Below are 24,670 nucleotides of genomic sequence, written 5' to 3'. Positions count from 1 at the left end.
AAGCAACAGGAAAAGCAAGGGAAGGGCCGGTACGCACCTAATGCTGCGTACTGCCCGCTGTGAGTCAGTTTGTTGTGAATTATAAAAGAAGCAGGGCCTACCTGCTTACGCTTCGGCTTGCTTATGGCCTTTCAGACCGTACCACATGATATAGGCGTAGCATAAAACCGGTAGAAAAAAGGCCCAGCGGAGCGTGCTAGCATCGGCCACCAGCCCAAAAAGCAGGGGCACAAGCGCACCGCCCACAATGCCTACATTGAGCAGCCCCGATGCTTCTTCAGTATGACGACCCAAGCCTGCAACGGCCAGGGTAAAGATGGTCGCAAACATGATAGAGTTCATCAGCCCCACGGCTAGCAGGCTCCACATAGCTATTTCTCCGGTGGAGACTACCGAAATCAGCACCAGCACAACGGCTCCGAGGGAGTTGAAAGCCAGCAGTCGGCCCGGGTTGAACTTATTGAGTAGGTAAGCGCCCAGAAAGCGTCCTACCATGGCCCCGCCCCAGTAGTAGGCTACCTTGTCGCCGGCTACCTTGGGGGAGAGGCCCATCACATCCGGCAAGTGCAAATAGCTCACAATGTGCGAGCCAATGGCTACCTCACCTCCCACGTAAGCGAAAATGCCAATCACTCCGAATACCAAGTGGCGGTAGTGCCAGGCGCGGCGGTTGGGGTCTTCCTCGCTTTGAGTGTGCGCAATTACGGGTAGCTTGAGCAGGCCCAGCAGGATGCTAATCACAATCAGCACGGCCCCAATGCAGAGGTACGGAATCTGCACGGCTTTCACGTCGATAGCTGCCGCGGAGGCCGGCGTATCCAAGTCGGGCAGATTAGACAGAATCAGGCCGAGCCCAGTAGGGGCGCCACTGTAGTACCCAAGGAGTTAAAGGCCTGAGTAAGCGTGAGACGGGCCGGCGCCGATTTGGCGGGCCCCAGAATAGCCACGTAGGGGTTGCCGGCTACCTGCAGCAGCACAACGCCCGTAGCCAACACAAACAGCGCCCCCAGGAATAGGCTATACGCGCGGCTCTCGGCAGCCGGGTAAAACAGAAAGGCGCCAAGCGCGGCTACCAGAAAGCCCACGAGCATGCCACCTTTATACCCAATGCGCTGCACTAGCTTGCCCGCCGGAATACCCATCACGAAGTAGGCCCCGAAAAAGCAGAGGTTGATGAGGTTGGCCTGGGTATAGCTCAGGTTGAAAATGGCTTTCAAGTACGGTATCAGGATGTCGTTCAAACAGGTGATAAAGCCCATCATGAAGAACAAGACCGTGAGCGAAGCTAGGGCGGAGGTGTAGCGTGGGGTTTCGCCACCTACGCTAGAGGCAGAAGCAGTAGGCGGAGACTGAGAAATGGGAACGGCCATGAAATGGAAGGAATGAGGGATACAATGTGACGAAATGGAAAAATGGGTGCCATGATCGTCAGAAACCCAGAAGGGCCGGTCCGCTCCCCTATTAGCAAACCGGCCCCGGGGTGCCTCACCAGTCTAGCGAAACGGATGAGGTAAGACTACGTCACTGCTACTTCGTGATGAGGTTGAGAAGTAGTAGCACCTGCGAGTAGAAACTATCTCTTAAGCCAGACAATGTTTTCGCCCGTCAGTAGGCTGAATTGTAGTACAGCTTGGGCAGGTCGTTAGGACTAGCGCACCAAATATATTCGCCCATCTACAGAGAAAACAAACGGTAAAAACACGGTTTCTAGGCTGATTTTACCTATTTATACGCCTACAGCACACGTGCAACCAGCGGTTTTGAAAGGGTGGGTTAGCGCTATAAGTGTGCACTCACTATGTGGTAAGCAGATAAGAAACAATGAAAAATTGCGCCTTAACTGCTCAAGTACTCTACAGTACGGCTTCCGGCTTCGATGGCTCGGAGCCGGAAGCCGGTACTGTAGGCCGTCTAGTAGCCTGGGTTTTGCTGTAGTTGTGCGTTGTTGTTAATTTCTGCTTGCGGTAAAGGAAACAGCAAGTAGTTAACGTCGCTCCGATTTAGATTCTGTTGAATTAGGTTCAGGGCAGTTACTGCGTGAGCACCGGGTTCGGCTTGGTTATGGCGGGCATAGCGGAGCAGGTCATACCAACGCTCTCCTTCAAATGCTAGCTCCAAACGACGCTGGCGGTCAATCTCATCGCGCATTGCCTTCTTACTAGCGTATTGCGGCGATGTAGTTGTAAGTGCTTCTAGTCCGGCACGGGTACGGATTAAGTTTAGCTTTGCTAATACATCAGCTGAAGGACCGCTTTGCTCGTTAGCAGCTTCTGCATACATCAGTAGTACGTCGGCATACCGCAAAATGTAGGTATTATCGGGGCTGTTAAACGCATTTGGAGCGCCGGGCCACTTGTATACAAAGGGGCCATTGTCGTTTGCGTTGCTGTTAGTGCTGTATACAAAGCTGGCATAGTCCCGACCGGCATTGGTACGACCTACTAACGTCCAACGTTTGTCGGCATTGAGTTTACGCCCACCACCCGCTAAGAACGACGACGTATCGGCATACTGGAGTAGCTCCGCGGTAGGAATATTGAACTTAGGAAAGGAGTAGGTAGCCGGAGGCGAGGGCAAGATCAGGTCAGGCAGAATGTTGTTGCCGTCAGCATTGCCTTGGTTCTGCACTTCCAGAATAGTCTCAGGTGCCTTATTCTCGGCCGGGAAAAGACCTTTGAAGCTAGGCAACAACGAATATGTACCACTGTTGATTACCTTATTGGCAGCCGTTACGGCTTCTCCCCACTGCCGTTGCGTCAGGTGTACCTTGGTTAGCAGAGCATTTACCGCCCCTTTCGTGATGCGATTGGGGTTAGATGCAGGAGCTAAACCATCGGCAGTGTTCAGATCAGCAACAATCTGGGCGTACACCGCTTCGGATGAAGTGCGCGGTAGGGCAATAACCGATGGATCACCAGTTTCAGTTGGGGCTAAGCGAAGCGGTACGGCACCGTAAAGTCTTACCAGGTTGTAATAGTGCAGAGAGCGTAGAAAATAAGCCTCCCCCAGAATCTGGTTTTTACGCTCGGTTGGCATTGATACGTTTGGGACGTACTTAAGAATGGCATTCGCCCGGTTGATACCCAGGTAGGAGTCGCGCCAGATGTTGCCTACTTGGCTCGTCGTAGGCGTCCAGTTAATGCGGTCCAGTGTGGTTACGTCGCCGTTGGTGCTAGTGCAGTTATCGGAGGGCATCTCGCCCACAGTAATTAGGTCTTGGCTGTAAAGGCCAGTGGCTTGCAGAGCATCATACGCTGCAGTAAGGGCTGCCTCCGCATCATCGGCGCTCTGAAAGAAGTTTTCGGGCGCAATAGTAGGAAGCGGTTGTTTATCAAGTACGTCGCAGCTGCTCAGCAGAGCAAGAGCAAAAACGGGGATGAGTATCTTTTTCATGGGATGAGAGAGGCTCGGCTTAGAAAGAAGCGTTTAAGCCAATGGTGTAGGTGCGGGACTGAGGATACACGCCAAAATCACGGCCGAAGCCAGTGGAAGAGAAGGGGTCAGCACTTACTTCGGGGTCGTAGCCAGTGTAGTCGGTCCAGGTGATTAGATTCTGGCCGCTTACGTAGATGCGGAGGCTGCTAACACGCACTTTATTAATTAGGCTTGTGGGTAGTGTATAACCCAGTGTCACGTTTTTAAGGCGAACATAGCTGCCATCCTCAATCCAGCGCGAAGAAAGGCGTCCGTTGCCATTAGGGTCGTTAAATACAGCCCGTGGAATGTCCGTATTAGTGTTGGTCGGCGTCCAGCGGTCCAGCACTGTAGTGAGTTGGTTTACTGGGCCAGTGAGCGACTCCAGCGCCTGACGGTTGGCGTTATAAATGTCGTTGCCAAAGCTGCCTTGGAAGAACACACTCAGGTCTATGCCCTTAAAAGCAAAGGTGTTGGTGACGCCGCCTTGAGCCTTTGGGTTCGGATTGCCGATGATGGTGCGGTCGTCGTTGTTGATCTTGTTGTCACCATTCACATCCACGAAGCGAATGTCGCCGGGCTGAGGGTTGCCGGGTTGCGCAGGAGCAGCTGCAATTTCATCCGCAGACTGAAAAATTCCCTGCACCTTATGGCCGTAAAATACCCCTAGTGGTTGTCCTACCTGGGTTATGCTGCTACCATTGATAATAGTGCGCGAAACCTGCTGGTTTTGATCATTAGCGAGCGTGCCTAGGTCCAGCACCTTGTTGCGGTTCATGGACAGGTTTAGGTTGGTATTCCACGAGAATCCGCCATTCTGCCCTTCTACGTTGACCGTGTTGAGCGCAAACTCAAGACCTTTATTTTCTACCGACCCAACGTTCTGAATGATATCGAGCACTTGTGCACCTGTGCTCTGCGGGAGGGGTACGCTCAGCAGCAGATCATTGGAGCGCTTGCGGTAAGCGTCAACGTTGAGTGTTAGCCTGTCGTTGAACAGGCCAAAGTCAACGCCCACATTGTATTGATTTGACGTTTCCCACTTCAAATCACGGTTACCAATGCGGTCAGGACGAATACCCCCCTGAATTGTGCCGGCGCTACCCGTGTAGTTAGACCCTACACTGTAGGAGCTAAACGTTTGGTAGGTATACCCTAACTCCTGGTTGCCGTTGATACCGAAGCTGCCTCTCAGTTTCAAGTCTGAAACTGGACCAGATTGAGGGAAGAAGCTTTCCTTGGAGATGCGCCAGCCCAACGCTACGGCCGGGAAGTACCCGAAATGATCGGCAAAGCGGCTAGTACCATCTCTACGCACGCTCAGCGTGGCTAAGTAACGCTCGTCGAAATTGTAGATAGCTCGGGCAAAGAGGCTAGTCAGACCCCATTCTTCCTCGTAGCTGCTCGTGCCCAAACGCTCCGTGCCGCCCGATAGGTAAGGAACTGCGTTCGATGCGTATCCGCGTACGGAGGCGTTCGAGGCGAAACGGTTGGACTCTTGCACCGACTGTCCCGCCAGTAATTGTAGGTTGTGCCTATCCCCTAGTGAGGGGTTGTAGGTCACGGTATTTTCCCAGAGCCAAATGGCCTGCTGAGTGGTACCAGTGCGGCCGCTTCCGCGTGTAGAAGCATCTGCGCGGGAAGTGCCGGGGTAGTCGCGGGTAATAAACTCGTTTTCCAGCTGTGTGCGGAAATCGAGACCTAACGATGACCGGAATTTTAGGTTCTTGAGAATGTCATATTCGCCATACAAGTTGCCAATCACTTGGTAGATAAGCGCCTTGTTACTGGTTTCCAGCAGGTTGCCAACGGGGTTGTCGGACAGTGAGAATGGGTTGAGACCATACGCACCATTGGCATCCCGCACCGGAATAGTTGGAATCTGAGCCAGTGTGCCAAGTACTGTGCCGGAGTTACCAAGGCCCAGTTCGCTACGCACGCTACCGTTGGTGTTGGTGCGACTCATATTCACATTGGTACCAACTCTCAATTTGGTGCCTGCCTGCTGATCAAAGTTTAGTTTGAAGTTAAAGCGGTCAAAGCCCGAGTTTTGGATGATGCCATCCTGCTTGAAGTAGCCGCCTCCCACATAGTAATGGGTTTTGTCGGTGCCGCCACTGATGTTCAACTGGTAGTTCTGAATAGCAGCCGAGCGGTACACTTCGTCCTGCCAATTTGTATCGTACGGGGGCAGATCATTTAGGTCAGGATAGCCAGGAGCAGCGCCTCCGTTGATTTGCGACTCATTATAGTATTCTGCAAACTGGCGCGCGTTCAGCACGTCCAGTTTCTTTCGAATCTGCTGAACTCCGTAGTAGGCATTGAAACCCACTTGAGGCTTGCCCGTACGGCCTCGCTTCGTGGTGATAACTACTACGCCATTTGCTGCCCGGACCCCATAAATAGCAGCAGCAGCACCATCCTTCAGGATATCAATCGACTCAATATCGGCTGGGTTAAGAGCATTGAGGGGGTTAGGCTTCTGGTTGCCTACACTCAGCTCTCGGTCGTAGGTGGGCAGTACAGGTACGCCATCAATGACGTAGAGAGGCGAGTTGCCACCTGTAATGGAGCTGTTGCCACGGATTTGAATGTTGATACCTGCACCGGGAGCACCGGAAGGAGCAACTACCTGAACACCAGTTGCCTGACCCTGTAGAGCTTGGTCAAAGCCAGCTACTCTCTGCCGCTCAATTTGTTCTGACTTTACCGAAGCTACTGAGGTAGTTACCTCCTGGCGAGATAAGGTGCCGTAGCCTACAACGACTACTTCACTGAGCGCTTTAGCATCCGTCTCCAGGTTAACAGTTAGGCCACTTGTTGCGCCTGTGACGGGAACCTCGCGGCTTTGGAAGCCGATGGAGCTGAACACGAGCGTGCTGCCCTCTGGTACATTGAGGGAGAAGGTGCCATCACCCGCCGTAGACGTACCAATGGTGGTGCCCTTCACTACTACCGTTACGCCTGGCAGGCCTTCGCCACCCGAGGTTACGCGGCCCGAAACGGTAACGTCGGCCAGGGCTTGGGTGCCGGCTGCGGCCCGCGGACTAGCGGTAGCCTGCCCCATTAGCACGTAATAGTTTGGGCGCAGCTTCTTGAACGTTAACTCTGCCTGGGGCAATACTTGCGTGAGCTTCTGATCGAGCAGCGCCGCGCCCGTTTGGGGCAGCACGCGTTTGCTACCTACTAGGTCGCTTTCATAGAAGATAGTTACGCCGTATTCGGCTTCCCAGCGGCCCAGTAAGTCTTTCAGCAGTACCGATTCTACTGGGGAGGTAGTAGTAGACTGATGAGCGACGGCATTGACGGCTAGGAGTTGTGCGGAAGCAGCAGGTGCCGGCAGCAGGAGCACTGCAGCCGATAGGGCCGTAGTGCAAGCCAAGCCGCCGCCCAAACGGGTAGGGGTGTTGTCCATGGTTAGGGTTGGTGGGAAAAAGTGTGAAACCCGGGGTAGCACGGTGGGAAACCAGCTAGCGGGTTGGTGAAGCAGAAAGGATCAGGCGGTTTTCTTGGCGCTCAGCTTTCAAGTGGAAGGTTTCTTCTAGCGCAGCTAGTAGAATTGTAAGGTCTGCCACGGGCACCGTGCCCGTCATGCGGCGCTGGCGCAACTCGGGTGTGGCAACCTCTACTTCCAGGCCATAAGTATCGTGGAGGCGGGTGGCTAGCTCCTCCATGGTGGTCTCGTTCAGCACCAGCCGGTCGTCTTTCCAGGCCGAGTAGGTGTCGGGCTGCACGGGTTTGTGCACTAGCTTGGTGGGGGTGGCATCGTAGGTTTCTACCAGTTCGCCCGGTTTCATTAGCACGTCGGGCCGCTGGTCAGCAAAGTCTACCCGCACCTTGCCCGAGAGGAGTACCACGCGCGCCTGCTCATGGCGGCGGTACACCGTAAACTTGGTGCCTAGCACTTCCACCTGCAGGCCGGCCGAAGTATGCACAATAAACCGTTGGTTGTTAGGCTGGTGATGCACGGAGAAATAGGCCTCTCCATCCAGCCATACCTCCCGCGGCTGTTCCTGCGACGATGGGGCAGTATAACGCATTGTAGAGTGCGCGTTTAAGGTCACCACCGAGCCATCAGGTAAGTGTATGGTGCGGGTCTGGCCGTAGGGGGTTGCGTATTCAGCCGCCGGAGCAGGAGAAAGGTGGGCCTGCTGCCACCACAGAGCGCCACCCGCTAATGTAGCCACCGTAGCTGCGGCAGCAGCCCAGTTGCGCCACCGGAAGCCACCACGAAGCGGCTCGGCTGAAGCTTCTTCGTCCTCGAAGCCCAACTGCTGATGCAGGCGTTGTAACAGGGCTTCGTAGTTGGGTTCTGGTAGGGCTGTGGGCGCGGGAGCGTGGTCCAGCGTATCCCAATGTTCGCGCATCCAGTATTCTGCCACCAACTGATTAGCAGGCGTCAGGAGCCAACTCTGTACCGCCGCAGCTTCTGCGGGAGTTACTTCGTTGTTTAGGTAGCGAGTAAACGTGTTTTTATCAATAGCAGGCAGCGACATGAACAGTGGCTGAGTAGAGCAGCTGGTGAGTAATACACTCTACTCGCCGGCTACCCTGATTGGGGAATGAAAAAAAGTGGCGGAAAAATGAAAAAAGGGCTCTGGCGTGTGCCTAGAGCCCTTTTAAAAGCAAAATATTTTTGCGGTGAGCAATTACTAACGGCCTATCTTAGCTTGCTGGTCTGCTCTCACCGGTAGATTTCAGGAAACGCCAATAAACTAGACGTAGTCCAGGTGAGCAAGAGGGTACTACTTCGTCAGAGTACCAAAAGAAGTAGGGGAACTACAACTAAGAGCGTGCCGTGGGTCTGGAAATACTGGCGCAGGAAATGTAAGGCCTGGGCCATTTGGGTCTCTACCGTCTTTACTGAGATGTTTAGCTCCTGGGCTATTTCTGCGTACGAAAGTCCCTGCTGCCGACTGAGCGTGAAAATGTGCCGCCGCTTAGGCGGTAGCTTATCTAGCGCCGATAGGTACAGCGTTTCCAACTCAGCAAAGGCCACGTCGGTTTCCGTGCCTTGGGCAGTAGGGCGACCTGCCAGCATTGCATACTCCTGGTATACTAGCTGGTGCCGAGCGTGGCGCAACTGGTTCAGAATGGCATGGTGAGCCACCGTAAACAGGTAGCCTTTCAGGGGTACGTCCTCGCGCAGGTCATAGCGCTTTTCCCAGATTTTCAGGAAACACTCCTGTACAATCTCCTCCGCCTCCGGGCCCGACTTTAAGTAGCCGTAGGCAAAGCGATACACCCGGCTGCTGTACTGCCGAAAAAGGGCATCGAATGCCCGGCTATCGTCTTGTTTAAGGCGGTGCAGCCAGTCTAGCTCAGAAGAATGGTCCCGGGCAACTTGCAACGGCGGAGAACTTAGAATAAGAACTAAATATACGGTTTTTGGCTAAGTACAGAGTTAGAAACCAATTGGCTGTAGCACCAGAACCAAGTGCCTACTACTGGCAGGACGATGCCTCTAAAGCAAAGGCAGATGTTCTCGTAGCCTTTCCCGTAGCAATTCTACTAAGACATGATCAAGAAATTGAAATTTATCGGGAATCCGCAACGTAACCACAGCCTTACCGGCTAGCTCCGAGCCATACTTTTGCCGCAAGATGTCGGCATGCTTGCGCTCCATTACAAATACGACATCGGCCCAGCCTAAATGGCCCGCCGTAACGCGCACCCGTGCTCCAGGCTCTGTACCTGCCGAGCGGGCTACGTAGTGGGCATGGCCGTCGAACAGGCGCTCGGCCGTGAGACTGCGCCAGCGGTTCTGGCTACAGATGAACAGAAGTTGCTGGGTAGATTGCATAAGTATTACTAGGGGTAAATGCTAAGCAGCCGACTGGGTAGCCCCGCCAATGACAGGTGCCACACAACCGGCTGCTTATAGCAGTGGTGCACAGAGCACCTCTATTCTACCAAGGACACGCGCACCTTGCGACCCTTAATTTTGGCTCCTGTTACACGCTGGGCCACTTCTTGAGCCTGAGGGCGCGGTACGGCTACGTAGCTGTAGTGGTCGAATACCTCAATGTGACCAACGGCCTCGCGCTCTAAGCCGCCGTGGGCCACAAACGTACCCACCAAATCGTGGGCGCTGACCTTGTCCTTGCGTCCTGCCGATACGTGTAGGGTTACGTTCTCGGGGCGAGGAGCCTTGGGCGCGGCGGGAGGAAGCTTGGGGGCGTGCATCGCCTTCCACTGAATGCCCGCTGCTACGGGCCACTTCTTCACTAGCGCCTGCTCTTTCTCCGTGGCTAGGATGTGGGCAGTACCTTCGGCCCCGGCGCGGGCGGTGCGGCCGGCCCGGTGCTGAAAAGCATCAGCTTTGTCAGGTACATCGTATTGCACCACCGTATCGAGTTCCGTTACGTCGATGCCGCGCGCGGCTACGTCGGTAGCTACTAGTACTTGGCTAGAGCCGTTGCGCAGCTTCATAAGAGATTTGTCGCGCTCTGGCTGGGGCATTTTGCCGTGCAGCACTTCGGCGGCTACTCCGCGGCCCTGCAGGAAGCGGGCCAGTTCGGTACACCGCTCCCGCGTGTTGCAGAAAATAAGGGCGCGGCCAGTTTCAGGCTTCTGCAGGATGTGAAGCAACGCGGCGGGTTTCTTCTCCACCGGGCCCGTGTGGCCCAATAGCGTCAGGTTTTCGGGTAGCTCATCGGTATCTTCGCCAGCGTTAACCACGCGGGGGCGAGTCAGGTTTTTCCGTATCAGTTCCACCACTTTGTCTGACATCGTAGCCGAGAAGAGCAGTGTTTGGCGACGACGGGGCAGGCGCTTTACAATTTCAACCAACTCGTCCTGAAAGCCCAATTCCAACAGCTTATCTGCCTCGTCCAAAATCAGCACTTTTAGCTGATTGGGAATGATGGTGCGGCGCTCAAAGTGGTCGAGCAAGCGGCCGGGAGTGGCCACTACAATGTGAGGAGCCTGCTGGAGAGAGGCCGCCTCGTCGCGGAAGGCGTGACCACCATAGAAAGCTGCCACGCGCAGGTTGGGTAGGAATTTGCCTAGCTTCTTGAGGGCGTCGCGCACCTGCAGGGCTAGTTCGCGGGCTGGTACCAGTACCAGAATCTGCATGGCATCGAGCTTCACGTCCACTTGGTGCAGCACGGACAGGCCATAGGCGGCCGTTTTGCCCGAGCCAGTGGGTGCCTGACCTACCACATCCTGTCCGGCCAGTGCCATTGGGATTACCTGCTCTTGCACGGGGGTAGGAGCGGCAAATTGCAGCTCATCCAGGGCTTGCAGGAGTTCAGGGGCTAGGCCCAGAGAGGTGAAGGTAACAGCAGTCGAAGTCATAACGCGGTGTATTTCCCACAAAGGTAGCGGTAATGTGGGAGCAGACCACGCCGCGCCCGTAGGAGGTAACCGTGGTAGCGCCCGCTCCGCACGGAGCCGCCGTTTATGCAGGGCCAGTAGTGGTATCGTAAAGCGTTGTGCGCGGCCCAGCCCCTAGTGCTCTTCTTCAATATCAACCAGCCGGTAGCGTACTGCTGATTTCTTGGGCCGGATGTCCATGCCCACAAAGTGTGCATAGGCTTTGGTAAAGCAGGCACCGAAGTAGAAAATCATGGCCGAGTAAAATACAAACAGCAGCACTAGTACAATGCTGGAAGCCGGACCGTAAATAGGCCCCAGGTTGCGGGGTACCAGCAGAAGCCCCAGCACGTTTTCACCCAAATCGATTAGTACGGCCGTGAGGAGGGCCCCGCGTAGCACGGCAGGGCGGGGTACCTTAGCACTACTAAGGTTGCGAAACGTAACCCCAAACCAGGCGGCCAGAATCAGCAACGACATGATTTGGTTGATGACACGAAACAAGTAAAAGCCAAACGTCGCATCAAAGTCGCGCACGTAGTCGGCCAGGAAAGCCAGAGCGGCGTCCGAGAGAAAGGCAAACATGGACAGAACCGCCGTGGCTAGCAGTACCCCCAAGGAGCGAGTACGTTCCTTCAGCAGCTTGGCAAAGCGGCCGGTGCTGCGCCGGGGCCGAATCTGCCAGAGCTGGTTCAGAGAATTTTGAATGACCCCAAACAGCGTGGTGGCAATAAAGAGCAGGAACACAAAGCCCAGCCAGGTAACTAAGCGGCTACGCTGCACATTGGTCACATTTTGCAAAATCTGCTCTACCAAACCCGCTGCCGGAGCGCCCAGCAAGTCAGAAAGCTTGGTAAGCAGCCGCCCGCGCACCGCCGTTTGGGTATAGAGTACCCCCAGCACCTGCACGAAAATGATGACGATGGGAGGCAGCGCAAACGTGGTGAAGAACGCCGTAGCCGCACCCAGCCGTAGCGGGTCATTGGCCCCAAACTCGCGGGCCGCGCGGCGCAGAAGAATTAGCAATTCCGTCCAGACGGTACGGCGGGGGTGGGCCGACTCGTGTACTTTTGTCATCGGGGGCACGTACTACCTGCGGTGCAGCACCGGGGCGTTACGAAGGTACTACCCCGCACCGGTATACTGGCTACCCTTGCCCTTACTTTCCTGCTTCCGTGTCTCAACCGCCCGTGCCCCCGCCCGTTTCTGCACCCTCGCCCAACTGGTTCCGCCGCCGGATAGTTGACCCACTGCGGGGCCTGCTGCGCCAAGGGCTAACCCCGCACCAGCTGGCTCTCACTATTGTGCTTGGCTCGGCGTTTGGAGTAGTACCCGTGCTAGGGATTACTACCCTGCTCGCCACGGCTACCGCCGTGCGGCTGCGCCTGAATGTGGCGGCCACTCTGCTAATTGCGCACCTGTGGAGCCCGGTGCAGCTGCTGCTGATTATTCCATTAATGCAGCTGGGTGCCCGCCTGTGGGGGGGCAGTGCTGAGCCACAGTTGTCGTTAGAGAAGCTCCGCTACTTATTTGCCCACGATGGTATGGGTGCCGTGCGTCTGCTCTGGCAGGCCATCGTAGGCGGGTTAGCGGTATGGGCCGTGGTAGCCGTACCGGTGGGGGTGGCTCTGTACTTCGTGCTGCGCCCCATCCTGAGCCGGGTGATGGCTCGGAAGGCGGCGCTACCCCAGGATGAATAACGATACGGCTTGCTCTACCATGCAAAAGCCCCCACACCCTTGGTAAGTGCGGAGGCTTTTTGTACTACGTGTGCAGCTGCAACGTGCCAGGGCTAGGCGCGCTGGTACACGGGCTCAGTAGAAAGAAGATACTGAATAAGAGGCTCCTCCGAGTTGGGATCAATCAGCATTAGGTCCACAAACTGGGCTTCACCAATGTTGCCCTGAATGATGGGGCCAAGCTCTTGCAGGAAAGCTGGGTCTTGTTCCTCCGTGTGGAAGGCCAGCAACAAACGGCGCTCCGCCGGGTTTTGCTGCATCTGCATCTCCGCTAGGTAGATAGCCTGGATATGCGAATTGCCAGCGGCGTAGGTGCGTAGACCCTCTTTCAGGGCTACGGGTTCCTCAGCGGGCTGGTTGAGGGCCACCTGCATGTCTTGGGGAGCAGGAGCATCAAACAACTGGCCTGCCAGCAGCGCATTGATTTCATCGGCGGCTAGCAGCTTGCCAGCTTGGGAGAAGGGGTTCAGCGCGCACTCAGCGCCTTGCACCATGGTAAAGAAATCATGGCCGCGCAGGCGCATGTATGTTACGCTACCCTCGGGCACGGCTCCACTATCAAAGATACGCTCCACGGCCGTGAACACCGGAATTTTACCGTCGTTGAGCACTTGCAGCTGAATCTCCATACCTTCGGTAGGAGTGATTTCGCCGGGCTCCATATCCTCCTTGGGGGCCATTACTACTACCACCTCTTCGCCTAGCAAGGCCTGGTAGAAAGGGCTACGGAACTGGGGCTCGGTAGCAGCTTGGAGCAGCAGTTGTTCCAGGATGTTCTGGGGCTGGAAAGCCGAGAAATCGGGCTGCGGGGGCATGGGGATGGGCGGCGACTGAGGCAGTGGCGGCACGGGTGCCGGCGCGGGAGGCGCTGGCATTTGGTAATTGGAGCCCTTGTAGCGCGGACCGCTCGACTTGTCGTCGGTAGTAGGCGCCGCAGCGGCAGGGGTAGGAGTGGCAGAAGAAACTGCGGGGGCGGGAGTAGGGGTAGGAGCAGGGGCCGCGGCAGCGTCCTCGGGTTTCTTTTTCAGGAAGTCAAACAGACCCATAACAAAACATACAGATGAAGGTGCAAGCTAAAAAGGTTTGCCGGAAGATGCATAGCCTGATGACTGCAGATCTACCATACTCATAAGAAAACCCAGGCGGCAGGGCCAGAATGTTGCCGCACCACCTGAGTTTGTCGCCCGCTCAGGAGCAGCTACTGCCCGTCGGAGCCATTGCAGCTTTGCAGCAGCTCGGAGGCTTCCCGGATAGTGTAGGACTTATTTTTATTGCCCCAGTTCTGCTGCACAAAGTTGAGCAGGTTGGTGATCTGGGAGTCCGTCAGGTCGTCGTGACCAGGCATGACCTGGTTGTAATCTACTCCGTTGACCACGAGCGGACCTTTTTGGCCTTTCCGAATTAGGCAGGGCAGCTCGGCGCGGTGCTGGGCGATATAGTCGGCGCCAGCTACGGGCGGAATGAGGCGCTCAAGGCCCTGCCCCTGGTCGCCGTGGCAGCTAGCGCAGTGGGTGGCGTAGAGCTGGGCGCCTTCGTTGCGGCGCTCCGTGAAGCAGCCACTCAGCCCCAGCCCAACGCCTACGCAGGCCACGGCTGCTACTACGCTACGCCCCAGAAGCAGCGGCCAGCGGTTCATTTAGCGGCTACGTTTTGCTGGGTTTGCTCTTCGCGCAGCAGCTTCGGCAAGTCGGCAATTAGGCGGTCAACTTGCTCTTTCACCATGCCATCATATACGCCCCGCACGCGGCGGTGCGAGTCAATCAGGGCAAAGGCGCCATCGTGCGAGTAGCCACCCGCCGCCTGCTTGTCTATCTGGGCTCCCGACATGTAAGCGTGAGCGAGGTGAAAAACGGTGTCTTGCGGGGCCGTGGCAAAATGCCAGCGCGACGCGTCCTTGATGCCCAACCGCTCGGCGTAGTCGCGCAGCACCGAGATAGAGTCGTGGCCTGGGTCGATGGTGTGGCTTAGAAAGAGCACGTTGGGGTTGCCCTCAAAGGCTTTATACACGCGCAGCATCTCGCTTTGCATCTTGGGGCAGATGCTTGGGCAGGTAGTGAAGAAGAAGTCGGTAACGTAGACCTTTCCCGCGAAGGTTTGGTTATTGATGGGCTGTCCCATCTGGTTGGTTAGCTGAAAGTTCGGAACTGGGTCCGGGAGGGTATCCGTAGGAGAAGTAGGCTCTGAGTGCCTGATGCCCAGAATAGGCAGGCGCTCTGCCTCCTCCGCTTTCTTGGAAGAACAGGCAAAAGGAACCAAGCTGCCGGCCGCCAGCAAGGCGCCGAGAGCCAGGGTGCGCAGGGAAGTTGAGGCTGAAAGGGTAATACGCATTAGCGGGGTGATGAAGTGGAAGGAGCTGCTTCGAGCAGGCGGCGGGCCGAGTCGAGACTGGTGCGAAACAGGTGCCCAACGGAGTCGATGCGCTGCTGCTGAGCGGCATAGTAAGCGAGGCGTCGGTCTACCGTCACGGAGTCGGCCGGTTTGCGATACTGGTGCATCCAGTCTAGCATGCCCGCATTGGCCGCTACCAGAGCGCGGCGGTGTCGGCCGGCCGCTACGGTGTCGGCGCCGGGCGTTTTTTGCAGCTGCTGGCGAAGCGCATAGACTTGGTCCATCTGTGCCATTAGCTCGTCGTGGCGAGCTAGCAGCGCTTTTTCGGCCGCTTCGGCTTTTTGCTCTTCACTTTGCAGGGAGAGGCAGCCTGGTAGCGTTGAGGCCAGTAGCACGGCTGCTAGTGGCAGGAAAAGGAGGCGGGATACTTTCACGGCGCAAAGGTACGGCCCGAAGCGTGATGCGCCCATGAAGCGCAACAGGAATTGCTAGTGTACCAGCATCGCTTGCCCATCGGTAGACACGAGGGTGGTGCCGATAAGCCGGCGGCCCAGCAGCAGAATGCCCAGGGCCAGCACGGCCGAGGTAGCCATGATTGCCACCATGGGTACAGCCGTGTTGGTGTTGAACAGGCTGACGCCCAAGGAAGCCAGGCGCCCACGGCCATTTGGGTGGCACCCATGAGTGCAGCCGCACTACCCGCATTTTTGGAGAAAGGAGCAATAGACAGGGCCGCTGCATTGGGGTTGGCCAGACCCATACAGCATAGAAACAGGAAGAGCATGACAATGGTGCCCGTTACGCCGAACCACCCTTGGCTAGCGCCCAGTAGAAATACCAGCCCAATAACCGATTGGCAGGCAATGGCAACTAGCACAATTTGCTCGCTGCGGTAGAAGCGTAGCAGCACGTGTTCACTTGGCTAGCCCCAATGAAGCCCACGGAAAGGCCCGCGAAAATCCAGCCGTATACCTGGCCACTCACCCGGAAAATATCCATGAATACCAGCGGAGAGCCCGATACGTAGGCCAGTAGCCCGCCAAAGGTCATGGCCCCGGTGAGGGCGTAGGTGAAAAATTGGGGCTCTCGCAGCACACTGAAGAACGTAGTCAGGATGGGGCGAGGATGCAGGGAATAGGTAGGGTCGGGCGCGTAGCTTTCGGGAAGCCAGAAAACGGCCGCTACCAGCAGCAGCGCCCCCATGGCAAACAGGGCCACAAACACCGACTGCCAGCCGAATCCCGCCACTAAGTAGCCGCCCACCGTGGGTGCCAGCATGGGCGACACGCTAATGACTAGCATCAGCAGGGAAAATACCTTGGGGCTATCCTGCACCGGAAACAGGTCGCGCACCATGGCTACTGCCGCCACCGTGGCAGCGCAGCTACCCAGGGCTTGCAACAGGCGTAAGGCAATCAGGCGTCGATGCTGTGGGCCAGGTAGCAGCCTGCCGACGCTACCACGTACAGCACAAGGCCCACGTACAGGGGCTTTTTCCGGCCAAAACGGTCGAGTAAGGGGCCGTATAGTAGCTGACCTGCCGAGACGCCTACGAAGAAGCTAGACAACGATAAGGCCACCCGGGCTACCGTGGTATGCAAGTCTTTTGCAATAGCCGGGAAGCCCGGCAAGTACATGTCAATGGAGAAGGGACCCAGCGCCGATAGGGAGCCGAGAATCAGAATGAGGAAGAAGTACCGCTGTTTGGTCATGCGTGTTAAGTAGCTCCGGCCCGCGTGGACGTAGCTCCTACAAGCCGTAGCCGGGGAAATGTTGGAAACCCAGGCAGAAATTTTTTCTGACGGGCCTACTGCCGAGCTACCTCAACTGAACACTAGGACGCAAGCTAGTGCTACTGCCGCCGCCCGGGCCGCTGCGACGATTCCCGGATAAGTAAGTCGGGCTGGAGCACTACGCGGCGGGGCGAAAAGGCGCTGCTTGTCTCGTCGCGCATTTCCAGAAACAGGCGCACCGCCGACTGCCCCATCTGCTCGCACCGCTGGTCGACGGAGGTGAGCATGGGCTCGGTGAGGGAGGTAAAGGTTTCGTTGCTGAAGCCTACCAACGCTATATCGGTGGGCACGCGCAAATGGTGGCGCTTCAGCTCCTGCAAGGCGCCCACCACGGAAAAGTCGCTGGATGAGAATACAGCGTCGGGGCGCTGGCGTAGGGCCAGCATCTGCTGCATGCCCCGTACGCCGTCCTCCTGGGTCATGTCGCAGTAGAAAACCAGTTCTTCCTCTACCGGGAGGCCAGCCTCCAACAGAGCATCAATGTAGCCCTGGCGGCGGTGCTTGTAAATGTTCAGGTATTGGGGCCCGCCAAAGTGGGCAATCCGACGGTAGCCTTGCTGAATTAAGTGCTTGGTAGCTTGGTAGCCGCCTTCTCGGTCATCAATCACCACGGCACTTACGTCCAGTCCGTCCAGCACCCGGTCGAAAAATACTAGCGGAATCTCTTGCTTGCGGACTTTCTCAAAGTGCTTGAAGTCGCGCGTGGTGCGCGCCAGCGACACCAAAATGCCCTCTACCTGGGCGCTGAGCAGGGTTTCAATGTTTTTGCGCTCGTGTGCCACGTCTTCATTCGACTGGCAGATCATCACGTTGAACCCCGCCTTGGAGGCCACGGTCTCAATGCCCTTCACCACCATCGTAAAAAAGTGCCCGTCGATGTGGGGCACCATTACCCCCAGCAAATTGCTGCGGCCCTTGCGCAATCCAGCGGCCAAATGATTGGCTGGTAGTGCAATTCTTTGGCTAGCTTCCACACCTTCTTCTTGGTAGCGTCGCTGATGCTGGCTTTATCGCTCAGGGCGCGCGAAACGGTAGAAACGGACACGCCCAATTGGCGGGCCAGGTCGGAAATGGAAGCTTTGTTGCGTGACAAATTCGTGGGGGTTAGCAGAACATGAGAGCACAACTGCTTGCGCAAATAGTGTGCAACTATTTGCGCAAACGTACGCATAGATTTCGAGGTAGGGCGGGGCAGGTACAGTAGCCAGGGTGCCGCCCTACCTCGAAATGCAACCCGCGGCTTTAGGGGAGAGGCTGCGGCGTGTAGGTAGGGCCTTGGCAGCGAGGGCCCTGGGCCGTCCAGGCTAGCTTATCAATGCACAACTGCCGCTCTTTCATACCAGTATCCCAGGCGTGGTACACCAAGTATTCAGTTTTTCCATCGGGGCTGAGTACGTGCGAGTGGTGGCCGGGGCCGCGTACATGGCCTGCTACCGCGTGCAATACCCGGGGGCCTTTCTCCGCGCCAGCATCAGAGTAGGGGCCTAAGATGGAGTTCGCAACGCAGTAGTCTACGCCGTAACGCGGGGTTAGGAAGTTGGCCCCGCTGTAAAAGCAGTAGTACTTACCGCCGTGTTTGCGCACGAAGGGGCCTTCCAGCGTATGCCACTCCGCAAAGGTTTTGTTGTCGTAGAGGGGCATGGTCCGGTTCTTCTCAAATACCGTCCAGTCGTGGCGGGCCCGCATTACCGTGCGGCTTTCGCCTGCCAGCCGGGTCATGTCGAGGAGGCGGTCCACTACAAGGCCGGTTCCGGGGCGGTACCCGTTGTCGGTGTCAATGAAGTCGCGGGCGTAAAACAGGTACCATTGCCCATCGGTATCCTGGAAGGGATGGGCATCAATGGTAAACTTGCTGGCAGGTACATCCATCAGGGCTACTTGTTGGTAGGGCCCCTGGGGCGTTTTGCTGGTAGCCACGTGCAGGCGGTGGCCCACGCTGGCTCCAATGGCACCGCCACCCATAGAGTAGTACATGTAAAATGTGCCATCGTGGTATACCACTTCCGGAGCCCAGAAATCGGCTCCTTCGGCGCCGGCAGGAGGCGTTAGGGCTCCGCCAGCCGGTTTCCAGTCTACTAGGTTGCTGGAGGTGAGCACAGTAAAGATACGGCCATCGGTGGTGCGGCCCTGGCCGGTGGTGCCGAAGGCATAATAGCGGCCTTGGTGGCGCAGCACAAACGGGTCGGGAAACTGGCCGGCGTATACTGGGTTGGTGTAGGTGCGGGCGGCAGCGCAGGCGGCTTGGTTAAGGAGGGCAAGGGAGGCAAGCCCCGCAGTGGCCTGCTGCAAAAAATGACGACGAGAAGGCATGGTGATGGGAGAGTTGACGAGAAGATAGGCGAGGTCTGGGGCGAATGGGCCACGCCTGGGATACTAGGTAGGGGATGGCAGTGCTGAGCGGCAATGATTCTACTGTTAGCTTTCCAGTGACAGTGCAAGGAAGCGGTAGAGCTGCTCTGGCTGTGCTTAGCAAGACTGTCTTTTCGGGTTGTGGTGACAGCTTACGGCTTGGGCTGCTTTGCCAAGTGGGCATCCAGCATCTTGATGAAATAGCCGCCTACCACTGAGCGAGCTTGAAACCCCGACTGGCGGGCGTCGGTGGTTTCGTGCCAGTCGGTAAGGGGTACGCGGCTGGGTGAGTCGTTGGCGAATTGCCAAACGGGATTCACTAGAGCCTGGAAGTCGGCCGGGTTGTCGGCTAGCGTGGCCGTCCAGATTATCCAGTCAGATTTGGTATAGGTGCGACGGCTGTCTAAGGGCAGGCCATAGCGCTGCTGATGGTTGAGGTAGAAGGCCATCTCCTGGCGCACCACTTCTGGGGGAAAGACATTAAGCCCCAGTAGCTTGTCCCATACCAAGTTGTACTTCTGGCTCCAAGAGCCGGCGGGTTTGTCGAACGTGAGAGCATAGTGGTTTCCATCCTGGGCCATGGTTTGCCAGCGCCGGGCCATGTCGCGAGCTAGCGCTAGGTATTCGGTAGCCGTTTTTTCGTCGCCGAGTTGCCGCGCTAGCTGCCCATAGCTGGCAATACCCATGATGGCCTTCACCGAGAGGTTGGTGTTGCGGGCTAAGTGGCCGGCAAAATCGTCGGTGCTGAGCTGGTTGGCGGGGTCGAACCGTCCCGCTTCAGAAAGCCTACCCATTTGGTGAGCGTGGGCCAGTGCTGACGGGCAAAATCGGGCTTGCCATCTACTTTCACCACAGCGGCGGTCAGGATGAGCATGTTGCCGGCCTCCTCCACGGGCATGTCTTCCCCGTAGGTTTGGCCGTTGGCTAAGGGGTAGGTGCCCACGTCGTGAGCCGGGAAGTCTTTTTTCCAGCGCCCCGATTCACTGTAATCGAAGATGAAGCGCAGCAGGCCCTTGGCCAACTCGTTGTTGTAGCGCAAAAACAGGGGCGCCGATGGATACGTGACATCAACGGTGCCAATGGAGCCGTTGCTGAAGTTTTCCTTCGATAAGAACAGCACTTCGCCTTTGGGGCCGGCCACAATTTTATGAGCGGCAATGGCCTGGCGGTAGGCTAGTTGACACAGGTCGGCGTATTGCTTCCCTCCGGCGGCCAGAGCTTCGGCATACAGGCTTTTGTCGAAGGCGGTGCATTTCTGGCGCAGGCGGGAATAGTCGGCCTCAGCCGCCAGCAGGGTTTTTTCCATGGTCATGCCGGGGGCACGGCGCCACCAGCCCCGTAGGTTCTGCCCGAAATACTGCACGGCGTATTGGTCGTCGTAGCCGAGTAGCAGGTGGCGCTCCACGGCTTTACTAGCGGTGCCGAGGTCTAATACTGCGCCTAAGGCCACGCGCTGGGCGGGGCCGCTGGTGGGTTTGGTAGCAGCAGGTAAGGTGCCCGTTTTCAGGAAGGCCGTCTTCAGGTCGGGAGCTAGGCCGGTTGTGAGGCGGGTGGCGCCGGGAGCAGCCAAGTAGGCTTGGCCCCAGTCGATGCGCACGTTGTCGCCGGCCTTGCCTAGTACGGGTTGGGCCGTGGTACCTACTGCCTGCCAGCCCAGCGTGGTGGTGCGTCCCGCCTGGGTGGTTACGGCTTGGTAAGGGGTATTGCTAGCCATTGTACCCGCTTCGGTAAGCAGCATTTGCACGGCGTGGGCGCGGCCATCGGTGGGGGTGGCCGTCAGGGTTACGTAGCTGACGGGGCGGGCTACCGTTTCTAGCTCATCGAGCAGCAGCGGCGAAAGAAAGTTCAGCGTGAGCCGTACTGGGCCTGCCTCGAAGGAATAGGTAGTTTGGGTGGCCGTAACGGTTGCGCCGGTTTGGCGCGCCGCGGGCAGGTAGGGCTGGGGCAATTCCTCGTATAATCCCGCATCCAGGTGTTCGCCCCCCTGGGGGCTGGTGCAGTGCATGGCCAGCAGGTTTTCACCCTGGCGCAACGCCCCCCGGGCCGCCTCCGAAAGGGCGAAGTATTCGTAGGAGCCGTTGTAGTTTTTCTGTCTCGTGAGCAGAATGCCGTTGAGGTACACCTCCACATCATCGTCGTGCCAAAGCTGCAAGGCAAGTTTGCCCTTGGGGAGCGGGCCAGCTACTGTTACGGTACGGCGCACCCAAATATCACCTTCCGACCACGCCGTGCCTTGCAGGGTTTTGTTATCGGTGAAGGGAGCAGCGCCGGTCTTCCAGCTACTGGCGCCCGCAAAATTGGGCTTTTCCCAGCCCGCCGCCGGGGCGGTGGTGACGTACTGGGCCGTATAGGGCTTTTCCTGAACCGTGGGAATGATAGCGCGGTACTCCGGGGCGGTGCGCCCCAGCAACTGGTAGGCTTTGCCATCTACGCGTACTACGCCTTCCAGGGCCTGTGGTTCACCGGTCCAGTGGCGGGTGGGCGCCGCGGCTAGCGTATCCTGAAACGACCAAAGGCTAAAGTAGGGGTCGTGGGTGACGAGGGGGTAGGCCGGTGGGCGCAGTTGTTGGGCTTCGCTTACTACAGCAGTACAAGCCAGCAGGGCCGTCGTGCTCAGGCCAGCTAGCCGCAACCAGCCAATGCGGAAAGGAGAGAAACGCATGCGGAGTGAAAGGGGGGGATGAAAAGAGCGAGGGAAAGGAATACCCGGTTAGCGGGCCGGGCCCAGATTTACTTCTAGGTCATCTTTGGAAGGCAGGGCCGGAAAGGGAGCATGGGGCTCGGTCTGGTACCAATAGGCTACGGAAGCTACGTCGTCCTGCAAAGGGAGGTAGCGGCCGTTGTAGCGCCAGCCCAGGGCTTGAATAGTTACCCGCAAATCGGAAGCGAAGCGAATGGGGTCCGGAATGTGCCAGCGGTACATGCCAAAGCGCTGGTTGGCGCGGTAGAGGCCATCGGGCCGAATAACCTGGTGCAGGCCCGCGTAGGGCGTAGAGTATTCCTGGTATTGGCGGGTCTTTTTGTCCTCGAAATTGTAGGAGCCCAGGAAGTAGTCCTCGGTACCCGTGCCGTTGATGGTAGGAAACTGCCCATCGCCATCCAGGAAAAACTTGATTTCGCCCTCACCCCACCAGTCGTTGCTGTTTACACCCCAGGCGATATAGGTGCCCACGTATTGCCCTCGGCCCTTCACCCCGTCCAGAATAGTATAAGGTACCTTGTATTTGGTTGGGTTTTGGCGCCGAAACTGAGCGTGAAAGTACGCGGCATCATTGGGCACCTCCGTCAGCGTATAGTCTACTTGGTAGTACAGAAACATGTCCTTCTCATCAATATTCTCCAGCGTAATGCGGCACTTCTTGCGGAAAGGCATCTGCCAGTAGCAGTTGAAGGCGCTGCCCGGATTTACCGTCACGGGAATGGAGTTGAGCAACGCCGTTTCGCCCCAGCCCTGCCCGAAGAAGTCGCCTACTGGTACTTCTACCGAGGGGGTCTTCTCATCGTCCCAATACATGCGCAGAATGGCAAAGCGCCAAATGCCGGTTGGGGTGAGCCAGATGTGCTGAATGGCACCAGACCCGTCGATTTCGGCCACCACGGCGGTTTGGCCAGCTTTGATGATGATGCTTGGGCTCACCTTCCAGCCCAGGCCTAGGTCGCGGGAAGCGTTCTGGCCCGTGCCCGTAGTAGCCCGCCCGCCCTGGCCTTTGGCTCCAGTGAAATTTTCCGGGCTGATAGAGCGGGTCTTGGCGTCGGAGAGGCGGTAGAGGTTGCTCAAGTCGGAACCTAGCCCATTAAAGGTAGTTCGTTGGGCGTGGCTGAGACACGGTAAGCCCAGTAAGACCAGTAAACACAAGGTGCGTACGAGCAGCGGCATAACGGGTGGGCGGTAGGTGGGACGGATCGAGTGCGGGAATGCGTGGGCCAAGATGCAGAGAAAAATGCAAACGTTTGCATAAGTAATCCTGTAAAGTTAGCTTGCAGCGTTACTCCCGTTCTAGTATTTCTGAGTTCCGTGCTAGTAGTAGGTACTTTGCATAGGGTAAGCGCTGCTTCGTTGCCTTAGATTTGCTAACCTAGAGCGTGATGAATCTAGAACCACACTTGAAATCCTGCTTTTCAAATGTGGAAATAGTTATATACTTTGTTTGCATACACCGGCTTATGTCGCTGATTTTCTCTCTGAGAAAATATTCCTGGTACCAACTGCTTACACAATTGCAAACGATTGCATAGGTGGTAGAAACGTATTAGGTAGAGCTAGTTTTAAGTCACTGGCTTGTTGTTTTAGTTCTATTTGCCCGTCCCCCATATCCCATCCCACCATGAGAAAGTACTTACTATTTTTTCGATTGATCTTTGTGCTGCTTCTGGCCCGGCCAGTTGGCGCTCAAACCAGTACTAACCCCGTCCTGGCAGGCTACCACGCCGATCCGGAAATGAATTATTTTAATGGACGCTATTACATCTACCCCACGAGCAACGAGGGTACCGGCGGCCAAGATTTTCACGCTTTCTCTTCTGCTGACCTCACTAGCTGGCGTGATGAGGGCGTAATTTTTGACGTGGGCCCCAATGCGCCTGGGCAGATTACAACGGCTGGGCGCCCTCCGTGGTAGCCCGCAACGGCAAATACTATTTCTACTACTCAGCCGAAGTGAAAATTGGGGTGGCCGTAGGTAACAGTCCTATTGGCCCGTTCACGGACTTGGGGCGAGCTCTCATCGGCTCCGACCCCTACACCGTCGACATCATTGACCCCCACGTGTTTGTGGATGACGATGGGCAGGCCTACATCTACTACGGAGGGTCAAACGGTAGCCGGCTGGTAGCCCGCAAACTGAACCCCGACATGGTCAGCTTCACGCCGGATGCTCCGCGCGACATCACGCCCCAGAACTATACCGAAGGGCCGTATATCGTGAAGCGCAACGGCACCTATTACATGACTTACTCGAACGGCTCCTGGACCAATGCTAGCTACAACGTACAGTATGCCACCAGCACGTCGCCGCTGGGCCCCTGGACTTACCGCGGGTCAGTGCTGTCGTCGGATGCGCAGAACCAGGGAGCGGGTCACCATTCCATTACCAAAATTGCCGGCTGCGACGAGTACTACATTACCTACCACCGCTACCAAAACAACAACTTCTCGACCCGCTACGTGGCCATCGACCGGCTGTACTTCGCCGCCGATGGCGCTATCCAAAAGGTGAATATGACCAATTACGGGGTGGCTCCGCGCGTGCCCGGCGGTACCTGCCCAATCAATAATTTGGTATCGGGAGGGACGTACAAGCTCACGCATAAGGGCACTAATCAATGCCTAGAAGTAGCAGACAATAGTTCTGCGGCCGGTGCCAACGTGCAGCAGTACACCGATAACGGCACTGACGCCCAGCGTTGGGTAGTGACTTTGCAGGCGGATGGATACTATAAACTCACCCACCGCGGTACCAGCCAGTGCTTGGACGTAGCAGGCAACAGCGTCAGTCCTAACGCCAACGTGCAGCAGTACACCGACAATGGCAACGACGCCCAGCGCTGGCGCATGGAGGCCGTAGATGGCGGGTTTTACAAGCTCACGCACAAGGGCACCAACCAATGCTTGGACGTGGCTGCTAATAGCCCCAGCCCCGGCGCCAATGTGGCCCAGTACACCGATAATGGCAATGATGCACAACGTTGGAAATTGACGTTGACTAACTTGGATATCGTATTCGGGGGAAC

22 protein-coding genes and 2 pseudogenes are annotated in these 24,670 nt (G+C 56.9%); 3 read left to right on the top strand and 21 right to left on the bottom strand.

Going from position 1 to position 24,670, the window contains the following annotated elements:
- Positions 1-105: 105 nt before the first annotated feature.
- The 9 genes from gluP to VI25_RS02455 all read right to left on the bottom strand — a co-directional run bounded on the left by gluP (position 106) and on the right by VI25_RS02455 (position 11,808).
- Positions 106-822: a glucose/galactose MFS transporter gene (gluP, locus tag VI25_RS26360; protein ID WP_236704843.1), complete on the bottom strand. Its 717-nt coding sequence runs from the start codon at positions 820-822 to the stop codon at positions 106-108.
- Between the two features lie 20 nt (positions 823-842).
- Entirely contained in the window at positions 843-1,370 is a 528-nt protein-coding gene (locus VI25_RS26355) for an MFS transporter (RefSeq protein ID WP_236704842.1), read from the bottom strand.
- 541 nt (positions 1,371-1,911) lie between these two features.
- Positions 1,912-3,393: a RagB/SusD family nutrient uptake outer membrane protein gene (locus tag VI25_RS02485; RefSeq protein WP_045687455.1), complete on the bottom strand. Its 1,482-nt coding sequence runs from the start codon at positions 3,391-3,393 to the stop codon at positions 1,912-1,914.
- 19 nt (positions 3,394-3,412) lie between these two features.
- Complete coding sequence (locus tag VI25_RS02480) at positions 3,413-6,829, bottom strand: SusC/RagA family TonB-linked outer membrane protein (protein ID WP_052695004.1); 3,417 nt, start codon at positions 6,827-6,829, stop codon at positions 3,413-3,415.
- A gap of 55 nt (positions 6,830-6,884) precedes the next feature.
- Complete coding sequence (locus VI25_RS02475; RefSeq protein WP_052695005.1) at positions 6,885-7,910, bottom strand: FecR family protein; 1,026 nt, start codon at positions 7,908-7,910, stop codon at positions 6,885-6,887.
- 257 nt (positions 7,911-8,167) lie between these two features.
- Positions 8,168-8,764, bottom strand: coding sequence for an RNA polymerase sigma-70 factor (locus VI25_RS02470; protein ID WP_045688713.1), 597 nt, complete (start codon positions 8,762-8,764; stop codon positions 8,168-8,170).
- Between the two features lie 114 nt (positions 8,765-8,878).
- Entirely contained in the window at positions 8,879-9,217 is a 339-nt protein-coding gene (locus VI25_RS02465; protein ID WP_045688712.1) for a low molecular weight protein tyrosine phosphatase family protein, read from the bottom strand.
- Between the two features lie 101 nt (positions 9,218-9,318).
- Positions 9,319-10,713 carry a DEAD/DEAH box helicase gene (locus VI25_RS02460; protein ID WP_045688711.1) on the bottom strand — a complete coding sequence of 465 codons (1,395 nt, stop codon included), beginning with the start codon at positions 10,711-10,713 and terminating at the stop codon, positions 9,319-9,321.
- Positions 10,714-10,866: 153 nt separating this feature from the next.
- Positions 10,867-11,808, bottom strand: coding sequence for a YihY/virulence factor BrkB family protein (locus VI25_RS02455; protein WP_052695232.1), 942 nt, complete (start codon positions 11,806-11,808; stop codon positions 10,867-10,869).
- A gap of 98 nt (positions 11,809-11,906) precedes the next feature.
- Between VI25_RS02455 and VI25_RS02450 the strand changes: the two genes are divergently transcribed.
- Positions 11,907-12,431: a DUF2062 domain-containing protein gene (locus VI25_RS02450; RefSeq protein WP_161806860.1), complete on the top strand. Its 525-nt coding sequence runs from the start codon at positions 11,907-11,909 to the stop codon at positions 12,429-12,431.
- A 92-nt stretch (positions 12,432-12,523) separates the two neighbouring features.
- Here VI25_RS02450 and VI25_RS02445 read toward each other — a convergent pair whose 3' ends face one another.
- The 12 genes and pseudogenes from VI25_RS02445 to VI25_RS02400 all read right to left on the bottom strand — a co-directional run bounded on the left by VI25_RS02445 (position 12,524) and on the right by VI25_RS02400 (position 22,817).
- The gene (locus VI25_RS02445) at positions 12,524-13,516 is read right to left on the bottom strand and encodes an enhanced serine sensitivity protein SseB C-terminal domain-containing protein (RefSeq protein ID WP_045688710.1); all 993 of its coding nucleotides are present in this window, start codon (positions 13,514-13,516) and stop codon (positions 12,524-12,526) included.
- A 152-nt stretch (positions 13,517-13,668) separates the two neighbouring features.
- The gene (locus VI25_RS02440; RefSeq protein ID WP_082455367.1) at positions 13,669-14,106 is read right to left on the bottom strand and encodes a c-type cytochrome; all 438 of its coding nucleotides are present in this window, start codon (positions 14,104-14,106) and stop codon (positions 13,669-13,671) included.
- Positions 14,103-14,798 carry an SCO family protein gene (locus VI25_RS02435; protein WP_052695230.1) on the bottom strand — a complete coding sequence of 232 codons (696 nt, stop codon included), beginning with the start codon at positions 14,796-14,798 and terminating at the stop codon, positions 14,103-14,105. The genes VI25_RS02440 and VI25_RS02435 overlap by 4 nt, the downstream gene beginning before the upstream one ends.
- On the bottom strand, positions 14,798-15,232 hold the full coding sequence (locus tag VI25_RS02430) for a hypothetical protein (RefSeq protein WP_045688709.1): 435 nt from the start codon (positions 15,230-15,232) through the stop codon (positions 14,798-14,800). The genes VI25_RS02435 and VI25_RS02430 overlap by 1 nt, the downstream gene beginning before the upstream one ends.
- 54 nt (positions 15,233-15,286) lie before the next feature.
- Positions 15,287-15,442, bottom strand: a complete 156-nt coding sequence (locus VI25_RS28205) for a hypothetical protein (protein WP_316934238.1) — start codon at positions 15,440-15,442, stop codon at positions 15,287-15,289.
- Between the two features lie 226 nt (positions 15,443-15,668).
- Positions 15,669-16,199 (bottom strand): MFS transporter, encoded by a 531-nt coding sequence (locus tag VI25_RS28200; protein WP_316934237.1) that lies wholly within the window; start codon positions 16,197-16,199, stop codon positions 15,669-15,671.
- Between the two features lie 14 nt (positions 16,200-16,213).
- Positions 16,214-16,510: an MFS transporter gene (locus tag VI25_RS28195; RefSeq protein ID WP_316934236.1), complete on the bottom strand. Its 297-nt coding sequence runs from the start codon at positions 16,508-16,510 to the stop codon at positions 16,214-16,216.
- Between the two features lie 140 nt (positions 16,511-16,650).
- Positions 16,651-17,526, bottom strand: coding sequence for a LacI family DNA-binding transcriptional regulator (locus VI25_RS02420; protein ID WP_152981463.1), 876 nt, complete (start codon positions 17,524-17,526; stop codon positions 16,651-16,653).
- The gene (locus VI25_RS23835; protein WP_161806859.1) at positions 17,481-17,684 is read right to left on the bottom strand and encodes a LacI family DNA-binding transcriptional regulator; all 204 of its coding nucleotides are present in this window, start codon (positions 17,682-17,684) and stop codon (positions 17,481-17,483) included. Before VI25_RS23835 ends, VI25_RS02420 begins: the two co-directional genes overlap by 46 nt.
- Positions 17,685-17,833: 149 nt before the next feature.
- Positions 17,834-18,901, bottom strand: coding sequence for a glycoside hydrolase family 43 protein (locus tag VI25_RS02410; protein WP_045688708.1), 1,068 nt, complete (start codon positions 18,899-18,901; stop codon positions 17,834-17,836).
- A gap of 191 nt (positions 18,902-19,092) precedes the next feature.
- Positions 19,093-21,602: pseudogene (locus tag VI25_RS02405) on the bottom strand (glutaminase domain-containing protein).
- Positions 21,603-21,650: 48 nt separating this feature from the next.
- Entirely contained in the window at positions 21,651-22,817 is a 1,167-nt protein-coding gene (locus tag VI25_RS02400) for a glycoside hydrolase family 172 protein (protein ID WP_045688707.1), read from the bottom strand.
- Between the two features lie 448 nt (positions 22,818-23,265).
- On the opposite strand from VI25_RS02400, the pseudogene VI25_RS28760 reads away from it, so the two are divergent.
- Both VI25_RS28760 and VI25_RS28755 read left to right on the top strand, forming a co-directional pair.
- Positions 23,266-24,083, top strand: a pseudogene (locus VI25_RS28760) (family 43 glycosylhydrolase); the annotation flags it as partial.
- A gap of 75 nt (positions 24,084-24,158) precedes the next feature.
- Positions 24,159-24,670, top strand: a 512-nt coding sequence (locus tag VI25_RS28755) for an RICIN domain-containing protein (protein WP_236704850.1), incomplete at its 3' end; no start/stop codon positions are given.

Origin of the sequence: Hymenobacter sp. AT01-02, assembly GCF_000961955.2 — a bacterium.
Lineage (GTDB): Bacteria > Bacteroidota > Bacteroidia > Cytophagales > Hymenobacteraceae > Hymenobacter > Hymenobacter mucosus.
The sequence above is the reverse complement of the archived record's forward strand: the minus strand, read 5'-3'. Positions and strand labels throughout refer to the sequence as shown.